Below are 10,965 nucleotides of genomic sequence, written 5' to 3' on the forward strand. Positions count from 1 at the left end.
GTTACCCTCGCACGGCCACGATGGCGGCGTTCGCGCCGGCCGCGGCCAGCGGGACGATGCGGGGCTGCTCGAACCCGGCTTCGAGGAGCCACGTTGTGTACTCGGTCTCCGAGTAGTTCTTGCCCCCCTCAGTCTCGATGAGCATGTTCATCCCCATCAGGGCGGCGGCTGGAGGGCCGGTGCGCTCAGGATTCAGCACCAGTTCGCACACGACAACTGCGCCGCCCGGCGGAAGCGCCGCGTAGCACTTGGCCAGGAGCTGACGATTGCTCGCCTCGTCCCAGTCGTGGAGGATCATGCTCAGCAGGATGACGTCGTAGCCACTGGGCAGCGGCTGGTCGTCGAGGAAGTCGCCGGCGGTCGCATCGAGCACGTTGCCCAGGCCCGCTTCCGCGATCTTGTCCTCGGCGAGGTCGCACACGTGTGGAAGATCGAATACGGTGGCCGACAGGTGCGGGTAGCGACGGCACAGCTCGATCGGAAACGCTCCCTGCCCGCCCCCGACGTCCAGCAGCCTGTTGTGCGCAGCGAAGTCGTAGGAGTCGCCCAGTGCTCGGGCGGTGAACGTGGAGATGGAATACATGGCCTCCCAGAACAGGGCCATCATCACCGGATCTTCGGCCGCGAACGGCGAATCCTGGGTCTCCGGGTCCCAAGTGGTGGGTCGGTTCGTGCGCAGCGCTTGAACTACCCGGTGCCAGGCGGGGTACTCGCGCTGATCGCAGAACCGGACGAAGCCGCCGAAGTAGTAAGGACGGCCCACCACGAGGAACTCCTCCGCGACCGGCGCGTTGCGGTATTCGTTCCCGGTCTTCTCCAACAGCCCCAGGGACGCACACGCGGCCAGCAGCAGATCAGTGGGCCGATCGGGCATTCCGAGGGCCTCGGACGCTGCTTCGACTGTGGCCGAGCCGAGGTTGGAGAGCTTGGTGAACAGCTCCAGCTCGACGGCGGCGGCGAAGCTCTTGAAACTCCAGAAACCCGTAGTTAACTGCATCAACGATGCCGGAGTCAACTCGGGAGGTTGTTCGACCTGACCCTGGCGCTTGATTCGAGGGTGCGGTAGCGGGCGTAAGTCTTCCAACGAGTCGGTTGATTCCACTACGTCAGCCACGGTCGTTCTCCTCTTCTCCGGCGCGTATCTGCACGTTCCCGCCCGCGGCGCGGTGTCCGAGACCGGCAGAAACGATCTCCACTGTGGATTCCGCCGTCGATCTAGATGATTTCCCGCACGCTCGGGGCGGTTGCGGTGAAAAGCTATGCGGCGGACTCAAGGAGAAGAAGGGGGGATCTCTCGGTCTACCCGAAAGTGCCTTCGCGGATTGCCTGAATCTCTCGTTGCTGGCGAGAGGATCGCCTCTGCTGCTGTAGCCTGGCCCTTCATCAAGCGTGTCGGGTGGGTAGATCCGGCCTGAGATAAGGCAAAGGCCTTATCCTGCTTGGGTTTGCGACTCCAACGCAGCCCAAGAGGAAAGGCCTTCGTGGTGAAGAAGATACCGCACGAGCAGAGTCGGCGGAACGCGGCACGCCGACGGCGCAAGGTGGCGGCCCGGCATGCACGTGCGGGACACTGTCGCGCGCAGCCCAAGCCGATGCTGCACTCGGGCACGGTGAGCTACGAGATCGGCGGGAACGTCGACGCCACGTGCTTCGGCGGGATCGCGGCGGTGCACCGGCTGGTGACCAAGCTCGGTTTGGCCGAGCGGATCAACGACAGTCTGGCGTTGTTGAAGGTGCACCTGCCCTACCATGAGTCCGATCACGTGTTGAACCTCGCCTACATCGTGGCCTGCGGTGGCACCCGGCTGGAGGACATCCAGCAGCTGCGGCATGACACCGCCTACATGAACGCGCTGGGCGCGGACCTGATCCCGGATCCGACCACGGCGGGGGACTTCTGCCGTCGGTTCGCCGAGGATGACGTGGTGGCGTTGATGGAGGCGATCAACGCGGTGCGCCCGCAGTTGTGGACGGGTCGGGGACGAGACCTACTGGGTCCGATCGCCTACCTCGACGTCGACGGCACGATCGTGCCCACCAGCGGGGAGCGCAAGGCCGGGCGAAAAGACCCTCGAAGGCCAGCAGGCCGCCGCCGCGCGTGGAAACCACGGCGGACGGCCGAAGGTGATCGACGAGGACGACGTGCTGTTCGCCCGCGCGCTCCGCGACAAGGGCACCCCGATGCCCGACATCGTGAAGAAGCTGACCATCAAGACCGGCAAGAACACCGGCCAACATCCCTCAGTCGCCTCGCTCTACCGCGCCCTCGCGGATAACGACGCCTGACCAGGCACTACCCGACCACTTGGCAGGTTTCTCCCGTATCCCGGCGGTCCCCCTCGGTAAGACGACCGTGCCCGCCCTGTTTCCGGGTCCAGACCCCCGATTCCCTGACGCCGCGCCTCCCGGCGCCCCTGGACCGGCGGGTTCAGGGGCGCCAGCGGGCGATGTAGCCGGGGCGGTCGGCGTAGGGCAGGCCGAGGAGCGCCCGGGTGGGGCAGCCGCGTTCGTCCTCGGGCGGGTAGCTCTCCCCCAGTTCGTCGCAGGGGCCGCCGCCGGTGCCGCAGTGGTGGTGGGCGGAAAGCAGGCGGGACTTCAGCTCGCATTCCCGGAATCCCCGGATGGGGGTGATCAGGCAGGCGTGGACGGCGCCGGTTTCGGCGTCTTGCCTGGCCACGCGCAGCAGCTCGAGGTCGATTTCGAGCTGGCGGCGCAGGAACGTGACGAACCGGTCCATCTTGCGCACTCCCGTTTGTCCGCGGTGTTCGTGGGTCACAGACAGGGACGCGGCGGCGGTTCGGTTGTGACGCGTTCGACGCGGGTGATCTTGTCATCCGTCGGCGGCGTGGTGGCTTCTTGACCGGTTGTTGGCGGGTTGTCGCCAAGAATTCCCCGCTCCGGTTACCGCTGCGTACCGTTCGGGGCTCCGGGCTCGGCCCTGATCATGATGTTCGTCCGGTTTGGGGAGTGGCTATGGCGTTGCGCGATGTTCGGATGGCCCGTCGGGTGCTGTTAGCCGGTGGGCTGGCGGCGACGGCGGTCGGTGTGTGCGGGTTGCCGGCGGTGGCCGCCGGCGGGTCGCGGCGGTCGGCCGCACCGGAGATCGCGTCGACGGCGGATTGGCAGGCGCGGGAGCCCAGTTCGCCGGTGGACGTGCTCGACAGCAGGCCGGTCAAGATCGTCGTGCACCACACCGCCTCCCCCAACGTCGACGACACCTCGCAGGAGGCGGCGTTCGCGCTGGCCCGGCAGATCCAGGACTTCCACATGGATTCCAACGGGTGGAAGGACACCGGGCAGAACTTCACCAACTCCCGCGGCGGCTGGCTGATGGAGGGCCGCCACCGGAGCCTGGAGGTGCTGACCGCCGGCGATCAGCACGTGCAGGGTGCGCACGCGGGCGCGGAGAACCCGGTGTCGCTGGGCATCGAGAACGAGGGCACCTACATCGACACCGACGTGCCGGAAGACCTGTGGGATTCGCTGGTGCTGTTGTGCACGTACATGGTGTCGCAGTACGGCATCGAGCCCGGCGAGATCTACGGGCACCGCGACTTCATGGCCACCGAATGCCCGGGCGATGTCCTGTACGGACGGTTGCCGGAGCTGCGCGAGGCCGTCGGCGCGGCCGCGGGCCGGGCCGTGGTGCAGCCAGCGGTGTGGCCGCTGCTGCGTCCGGAGGCGGCGGGCCCGTCGGTGACGGCGTTGCAGCTCCTGCTGCGGGCGCAAGGGGTTTCGGTGCCGGTGGACGGCGTGTTCGGCCCGCAGACGCAGGCCGCAGCAGGTGGGATCGTCGCGGCCGGCGGCGCGGCGGGCGTGTCCTGCTACGCGACGCGGCTGCCGGAGCCGGGTTTGTTCGGCGGTTCGGCCTGGGCCGGTCTGACGCCGGTGCTGGGCCAGGGCGCCGGTGGTGATGCGGTGCGGGCGGCGCAGGTCTTGCTGACGTCTCGCGGCCGGTACGTGGCGGCGGATGCGCGTTTCGGCGACCGGATGGTCGCGGTGGTGCGGGAGTTCCAGGCGTCCAGCGGCCTGGCGGCCACGGGTGTGCTGGACCAGCGGACCTGGCAGCGCCTGCTGGGCTGATCATGAAGAACCGGCTGCACCTGAGCAGGTGCAGCCGGTTCTCCGTGATGTGTCGGCCGGACGTCGGACGGTCGGGTTCCGCCTCCTCGGGACTCTGGTTCAGGCTTCGGTGTGCTCCCCGGCGAGGTCCTCTTCCTGCAGCAGCGGATTCCCCGCGGTTTCGCGCATGGAGAAGGCCGCGATCAGCCCGATCACGGCGGCGACCATGAGGTACGGGCCGGGCACCAGCGTGCTGCCGGTGGCCGAGATCAGGACCGTCATCAGGTAGGGCACGGTGCCGGCGAACAGGGCGGCGGTGAGGTTGTACGCGATGGACAGGCCGCCCTGGCGGGTGCGGGTCGGGAAGATCTCGGCGGACCACACCGCGTACGTGCCCAGGATCGCGGAGAGCACGACGCCGAGCGCGAGCCCGCCGATCCACGTTCCGGCGAGGCCCGTGCGCATCAGCAGGTAGGCCGGGGTCGCGAGGACGAACAGCGCGATGCCCGCGCCGATCAGGATCGGTCGCCTGCCGACGTGGTCGGACAGGCGGCCGAACGCCGGGACGAGGACCAGCCCGACGAGGGAGATGACCGTGGACAGGAGCGCGGCGTTGCCGGCGGAGTGGCCCAGGTAGTCGGTCTCGTAGGTGACCAGGTAGGTGAGCACGGCGTAGAACGGCACGTGCATCATCGTCATCAGGCCGGCGGCCTGGAACAGCTGCTTCTTGTTGTTGCGGAAGAGTTCCCGCACGGGGCTGCGGGGCACGTTGTCGGTCGCTTCGAGGGTGCGGTACTCGGGGGTGTCCTCGATCTTGTTGCGGACGACGAATCCGACGATGCCCAGCGGCGCGGCGATGAGGAACGGGATGCGCCAGCCCCACGAGGTGAGCTGCGCGTCCGAGAGGCCGACCGACAGCAGGAGGAACACGAACGATCCGGCGAGGAAGCCCAGCAGCGAGCCGACTTCGAGCCAGCTGACGCCGAATCCGCGGCGGCGGCGAGGCGCGAACTCGGCGAGGAAGCTCGCGGCGCTGCCGAACTCGCCGCCCGCGGCGAAGCCCTGCAGCAGCCGCAGGAAGACCAGCAGCAGCGGGGCCGCGATCCCGATCTTCGAGTAGTCCGGCAGCAGGCCGATGGCGAGCGTGGCGCCGGACATCATGAAGATGACGATCGACAGCGTGCGCTTGCGGCCGATCCGGTCTCCGAGCGGCCCGAACACCAGCGCTCCGACGGGGCGGATGCCGAAGGACACCGCGAAGACCCCGAACACGGCGAGGAGGCCGGCGGTGGCGTTGCCGTCGGGGAAGAAGACCGAGGCGATGGTGCTCGCGAGATAGGCGTACGCGGCCCAGTCGAACCAGTGCACGAAGACGCCGACCGCGCCCGCGGCGACGCTCCGGCGCAGCGTCGCGGGATCGGCGATCGTCTCGGTGAGCTCCCTGGCCGGAGCGGATTCACGTGTGGTCATGGGCGGCCTCCTTGGACCGGATTTCGTGATGACGCTAGGAGCGGTCCGTGGCATCTAACAAGAGGTAATAACCAAAGCAATGCATCGAGAGGATCTATGCAGAGGCGCTGAGCTGGCCCGAAACGCGAGCCTGACGAGGCTGAAACGGCGACTTCACCGCAGCCCGGGGGGACGGTCAGCCGACGGGTCCGCCGGTGAGGGCCTGTGGTGTGGTCAGCGCGCCGAGTTGCTCGTCGGTCAGCAGATGCCGCTCCCGCACCAGTTCCAGCGCGGGCCGGCCGGTGCGGTGCGCCTCCAGCGCGATGGTGCACGCGGTTTCGTAGCCGAGCGCGGGGCTCAGCGCGGTCACCAGGCCTGCGGAGGTGGCGACGATGCCCGCCAGGTGCTCACGGCGGGCGGTGATGCCGCGTACGCAGTGCTCGGTGAGCACGCCGATCGCGGCGGTGAAGTGGTCGAGGCCGGCGGTCAGGGCCCGCGCGATGATCGGCTCGAAGGCGTTGAGCTGCAGTTGTCCGCCTTCCGCGGCAAGGGTGATCGTGACGTCGTTGCCGACGATCTCGAATGCGACCTGGTTGACGACCTCGGGGATGACCGGGTTGACCTTGCCGGGCATGATCGAGGAACCGGCCTGCCGGGCGGGCAGGGTGATCTCGCCGAGCCCGGCCTGTGGTCCGGACGAGAGCAGTCGCAGGTCGTTGCAGATCTTCGAGAGCTTGACCGCGACCCGTTTCAGGACGCCGGACAGCTGGACGAACACGCCGACGTCCTGGGTGGCCTCGATGAGGTCGGGGGCGGAGACGAGCGTCGGGATACCGGTCAGCTCGCGCAGGTGCGCCACGGCGAGCTCGCGGTAGCCGGGGCGGGCGTTGAGCCCGGTGCCGATCGCCGTGCCGCCGAGGTTGAGCTCGTGCAGCAACAGCCGGGCCTCGGCGAGGCGCTGCTCGTCCTCGCCGAGCGTGGCGGCGAACGCGCCGAATTCCTGGCCGAGCGTCATCGGGACCGCGTCCTGCAGCTGGGTGCGGCCCATCTTGAGGATGTCGGCGAACTCGACCGCCTTGGCGGAGAACGCTTCCCGCAGCCCAGCGAGCGCCGCGAGCAGCTCGGCGAGGTGGCTGTCGAGCGCGAGCTTGACAGCCGTCGGATAGACGTCGTTGGTGCTCTGGCCCAGGTTGACGTGATCGAGCGGGTGGAGCGCGGAGTGATCTCCGCGGTCGTGGCCGAGCAGTTCCAGGGCCCGGTTGGCGATGACCTCGTTGGCGTTCATGTTCGTCGAGGTCCCGGCGCCGCCTTGAATCAGGTCGACGACGAACTGGTCGTGCAGCCCGCCGTTCCGGATCTCGGCGCAGGCCTTCGCGATGGCGTCGGCCCTGGTGCGGTCGAGGGCTCCTGCCTCCGCGTTGGCGGTGGCCGCGGCCTGCTTGACCGCAGCCAGCGCCACGATCAGGTGCGGGCGGTCGGCGAGGGTCTCCCGCGTGATGGGGAAGTTGACGAGGGCGCGTGCGGTGTGGGCGCCGTAGTAGGCGTCCGCGGGCACGCTGATCTCGCCCAGCATGTCGTGCTCGGTGCGCGTCGGGGCGTGGGACATCGTCGTCCTTCCCGGAAAGGTGCGGATTCAGAACGTGAGCGTGCTGCGGATGCGGGCCGAGGAGCGGGCGGTCACGTCGCCACGGCTCGGTCCACTCCGGTCCACGCCAGTGCGATCGCGCCGTCGAGCAGGGCTCGTTGCGCGGTGCCGCCGACGCAGTGCGCGGCGAACTCGCGCTGGTGGTTGATCGCCGGCAGGGACCCGATGCCGATGTAGGGGTGGATGGCGGGCACGACCTGCGAGACGTTGCCCATGTCGGTGGAGGCGCGGTTCATGCGGGACGCCGTGCCGTCCGGAGCGAACTCGCGGCCGAGCTCGAGCGCGTTGGCACGATAGGCCGCCAGTGCGGCCTCGTCGGCGCGGAACTCGGCGTACGGCTTGCTTTCCGGTTCCACGGTCAGCTCGCAGCCGGTGGCCAGCGCGCCGGCTTCGAACGCGCGGAACACACGCGGCTCCAGCTCGGCCAGTTCCGCGAGCGTCTCGGCACGCACGTACCAACGGCCGGTGGCGTGCTCCGGGATCGCATTCGGTGCGTCGCCGGCGTTCGTCACGATGCCGTGCACCCGCGCCGAGGCGGGGATTTGCTGGCGGAGCAGGCCGATGGCGACTTGGGCGACGGTGAACGCGTCGGCGGCGTTGATCCCGGCCTCGGGGTAGGCGGCGGCGTGCGCGGACTTGCCGGTGTAGGAGATCTTCGAGTGGCTGACGGCGAACGGCCGGGCCTCGGCGACGTCGACGGGTGCCGGGTGCACCATCATCGCGAGGTCCACGCCCGCGAAAGCGCCGCGGTCGAGCAGCTCGATCTTCCCGCCGCCGCCCTCCTCGGCCGGGGTGCCGTAGACCTCGACCGTCACCCCGGCGTCGTCGGCGACCGCGGCCAGCCCCAGTGCGGCGCCGATGGAACTGGCCGCGATGAGGTTGTGGCCGCACGCGTGGCCGAGGCCGGGCAGCGCGTCGTACTCGGCGCACAGCGCGATCCGCGTTGGGCCGGTGCCGAAGCTCGCGTGGAACGCCGTGTCCAGGCCGAGGTAGCTCGACGTGACGGCGAACCCGGCGCGGTCGAGCAGCTCCGGCACCGCCGCGGCGGCGCGGTGCTCCTCCCACGCCGTCTCGGGGTCGGCGTGCAGTCGTTCCGACAGGCGGATCAGCTCATCAGCGTGCCGGTCGACCTCGGTGCGGGCCGCGTTCTTCAGTGCCGTCATCACTCGTCTCCCGGCACGCCGTAGGACGGGGCCGAGGCGGGGTTGAGCCCGCGGGTGACGTAGTCGTCGCGCTGCGGGAGCCACACGTCGAGCAACTCGGCGAGCCGGTCGACGGGGTCGTCCGCCCAGTCCACGCGGAGGTCGGTGACCGGCCAGTCCACATCGGACACCACGACGACGCCGGCGGAGTGGACCGGGCCCTCCTCGCCGCCGGCGGCGAGACCGGCCTGCAACGCGGTGACGAGCCGCTGCTCCAGCTCGCCGGTGGCGGAGGTGAACGCGTCCACGATGGCCTGCGGGATGTGATTGCCGGCCAGCATGTTGCCCGCCGCCACGACACCGTCGGCGGCGACGGCACCGTGCTTGCCCAGCGTCCGGGACCCGCTGTAGGCGAAGCCAGGGCCGGTCGGGCCGAGCACGGTGAGCTGCCGGTACTCGATGTTGTCCGCGGCGGCGGTGACCCCGGCGAGCGCCCGCTCGGCGTCGCCGTGCTCGGCGAGCCCGTCGAGCAGGTGGCCGCCGAGCCGCGGGTCGGTGATGTTCTGCGAGGCCGCGGCGCCGAGGCCCGGGCGCAGGTGCGCGACGCGGGCGACGACGGCAGGGCTGGATGAGGTGGCCGCGACACCGAATCGCACGGTGCCGCCGGAAGTGTCGCGGGCGACGATCGAAAGGGTCACTTCTCCTCCTCCGGGATCACGGCGATGGCGTCGATCTCGCACAGCCACTCGGGCCGGGCGAGCGCGGACACCACGAGGCCGGTCGAGATCGGGTGCACACCCTTGGTCCAGCGCCCGACGGTGCGGTAGACGGCCTCGCGGTAGCGCGGGTCGATCAGGTAGATGGTGAGCTTGACCAGGTGCTCCATCCGGCTGCCTGCTTCTTCGAGCAGCATCTTGATGTTCGCCATCGCCTGCTCGGCCTGCGCGGCGGCGTCGCCGATCCCGACGGACTCGCTGGTGTCGAGGTCCTGCCCGATCTGGCCGCGGACGTAGACGGTGCCGTTGGCGACGACGGCCTGGCAGAGGTCGTTGTCGAGGTTCTGCTCGGGGTAGGTGTCGCGCGTGTTGAACGGGCGGATGCGGCGATGAACAGTCACTTCGTGGCCTTTCCCGGCGGCGGTTGTCGGACGGATCGGCGGCGCCGTTGCCACAGCCTGACCTCGCCTCCCACTTTCTGTCCAGTAGATGTTTCAGTACCAGTGAATCGAAAATATCGATCCACGGGACGGGCTGCCAAGGATCGGAAAATCAGATCTCGTGTACCAAAAACATCTGTTGGACACGGGAAGTGTCCGGCGGCGAGGATCCGGTTGAGACGCACAGAGGCATGGAGGCGGACCGGCGCGGTCCGCCCGCCGGTCCGGAGTGGAGGTCTGGATGTCGATCCAAGAGGTGGAGGCCCTCGTCGTGGGCGGGGGCCAGGCCGGCCTGGCGATGAGCGAACACCTGAGTGACTGCGGTGTGCAGCACCTCGTGCTGGAACGCGACCGCATCGCCGAGCGCTGGCGTTCGGAGCGGTGGGACTCGCTGGTCGCGAACGGGCCCGCGTGGCACGACCGCTTCCCCGGCCTGGAGTTCGTCGACCTGGCGCCCGGCGCTTTCGCTTCCAAGGACCAGGTCGCGGCCTACTTCGAGGCGTACGCGGAGAAGATCGCCGCGCCGATCCGGACCGGGGTCGAGGTCACGTCCGTCCGGAGGCTCGAGGGACGGCCCGGTTTTCGCGTGGAGACCTCGGACGGAACCATCGACGCCCGCTTCGTCGTCGCGGCGACCGGACCGTTCCAGCGGCCCGTGATCCCACCGATCGTGCCCCGAGAAGCCGGCCCCCTGCAGATCCACTCCAGTTCCTACCGGAATCCGGAGCAGTTGCCCGCCGGCGCCGTGCTGGTGGTCGGAGCCGGTTCGTCGGGAGTGCAGATCGCCGAAGAGCTCCGCCGGTCGGGGCGGCCCGTGTACCTGTCGGTCGGTCCCCACGACCGCCCTCCGCGCCAGTACCGCGGACGCGACTTCTGCTGGTGGCTCGGCGTGCTCGGCAAGTGGGACGCCGAGACTCCGCCGTCGGGGGCCGAACACGTCACCATCGCGGTCAGCGGAGCCCGCGGCGGGCACACGGTGGACTTCCGCGCCCTCGCCGGACTCGGGATCGACCTCGTCGGCATGACCAGCTCGTTCGACGACGGGATCCTCCGCTTCGCGCCGGACCTCGCGGCCAACATCGCCAAGGGGGACGCGAACTACCTCGCGCTGCTCGACGAAGCCGACGCGTATGTCGCGCGCAACGGTCTCGACCTCCCGGAGGAACCGGACGCCCGCACGCTGGGGCCGGATCCCGCCTGCGTGACCGACCCGATCCTCGAGCTCGATCTCGCCGCCGCCGGAGTCCAGTCGATCGTCTGGGCGACCGGCTTCGCCGTCGACTACGGCTGGCTGCAGGTCGACGCGTTCGACGAGAATGGCAAGCCGAAGCACCGTCGCGGCGTGTCCCCTGAGCCCGGCGTGTACTTCCTGGGACTGCCCTGGCTGGCGCGCCGTGGCTCGAGCTTCATCTGGGGGCCCCGGCTGATCGGCGAGCTCACCGCGGGTTCGCCCACGACGATCAGGGCCGACCAGTCGACGTGCGCCATGAGGTAGTCCTCGGTGACGCCGA

10 protein-coding genes are annotated in these 10,965 nt (G+C 69.5%); 3 read left to right on the forward strand and 7 right to left on the reverse strand.

The features are described 5' to 3' along the window. Position 1: 1 nt before the first annotated feature. Positions 2 to 1,114 (reverse strand): methyltransferase, encoded by a 1,113-nt coding sequence (locus tag AB0H93_RS32990; protein ID WP_358578094.1) that lies wholly within the window; start codon positions 1,112 to 1,114, stop codon positions 2 to 4. 1,010 nt (positions 1,115 to 2,124) lie between these two features. Here AB0H93_RS32990 and AB0H93_RS32995 point away from each other — a divergent pair. After that, entirely contained in the window at positions 2,125 to 2,286 is a 162-nt protein-coding gene (locus AB0H93_RS32995) for a hypothetical protein (protein ID WP_358578096.1), read from the forward strand. A 142-nt stretch (positions 2,287 to 2,428) separates the two neighbouring features. Here the strand turns inward: AB0H93_RS32995 and AB0H93_RS33000 are convergent, their stop codons facing one another. Next, complete coding sequence (locus AB0H93_RS33000; RefSeq protein WP_358578099.1) at positions 2,429 to 2,737, reverse strand: DUF6221 family protein; 309 nt, start codon at positions 2,735 to 2,737, stop codon at positions 2,429 to 2,431. A 236-nt stretch (positions 2,738 to 2,973) separates the two neighbouring features. Between AB0H93_RS33000 and AB0H93_RS33005 the strand changes: the two genes are divergently transcribed. Next, positions 2,974 to 4,083, forward strand: coding sequence for an N-acetylmuramoyl-L-alanine amidase (locus tag AB0H93_RS33005; protein ID WP_358578101.1), 1,110 nt, complete (start codon positions 2,974 to 2,976; stop codon positions 4,081 to 4,083). A gap of 99 nt (positions 4,084 to 4,182) precedes the next feature. On the opposite strand, the gene AB0H93_RS33010 is transcribed toward AB0H93_RS33005, so the two are convergent. The 5 genes from AB0H93_RS33010 to AB0H93_RS33030 all read right to left on the reverse strand — a co-directional run bounded on the left by AB0H93_RS33010 (position 4,183) and on the right by AB0H93_RS33030 (position 9,415). Then, complete coding sequence (locus tag AB0H93_RS33010) at positions 4,183 to 5,532, reverse strand: MFS transporter (RefSeq protein ID WP_358578103.1); 1,350 nt, start codon at positions 5,530 to 5,532, stop codon at positions 4,183 to 4,185. Between the two features lie 175 nt (positions 5,533 to 5,707). After that, positions 5,708 to 7,117 carry an aspartate ammonia-lyase gene (locus tag AB0H93_RS33015; protein ID WP_358578105.1) on the reverse strand — a complete coding sequence of 470 codons (1,410 nt, stop codon included), beginning with the start codon at positions 7,115 to 7,117 and terminating at the stop codon, positions 5,708 to 5,710. Positions 7,118 to 7,188: 71 nt separating this feature from the next. Continuing rightward, positions 7,189 to 8,319, reverse strand: coding sequence for a M20 family metallopeptidase (locus AB0H93_RS33020; RefSeq protein ID WP_358578108.1), 1,131 nt, complete (start codon positions 8,317 to 8,319; stop codon positions 7,189 to 7,191). Continuing rightward, positions 8,319 to 8,996: a DUF1028 domain-containing protein gene (locus tag AB0H93_RS33025; protein WP_358578111.1), complete on the reverse strand. Its 678-nt coding sequence runs from the start codon at positions 8,994 to 8,996 to the stop codon at positions 8,319 to 8,321. Before AB0H93_RS33025 ends, AB0H93_RS33020 begins: the two co-directional genes overlap by 1 nt. Continuing rightward, positions 8,993 to 9,415 carry a RidA family protein gene (locus AB0H93_RS33030; RefSeq protein WP_132493500.1) on the reverse strand — a complete coding sequence of 141 codons (423 nt, stop codon included), beginning with the start codon at positions 9,413 to 9,415 and terminating at the stop codon, positions 8,993 to 8,995. The genes AB0H93_RS33025 and AB0H93_RS33030 overlap by 4 nt, the downstream gene beginning before the upstream one ends. 280 nt (positions 9,416 to 9,695) lie before the next feature. Between AB0H93_RS33030 and AB0H93_RS33035 the strand changes: the two genes are divergently transcribed. Continuing rightward, complete coding sequence (locus tag AB0H93_RS33035; protein ID WP_358578114.1) at positions 9,696 to 10,949, forward strand: NAD(P)/FAD-dependent oxidoreductase; 1,254 nt, start codon at positions 9,696 to 9,698, stop codon at positions 10,947 to 10,949. Positions 10,950 to 10,965: the final 16 nt, after the last annotated feature.

It is taken from the genome of Saccharopolyspora sp. NPDC050642, from assembly GCF_040654735.1.
Lineage (GTDB): Bacteria > Actinomycetota > Actinomycetes > Mycobacteriales > Pseudonocardiaceae > Saccharopolyspora > Saccharopolyspora elongata.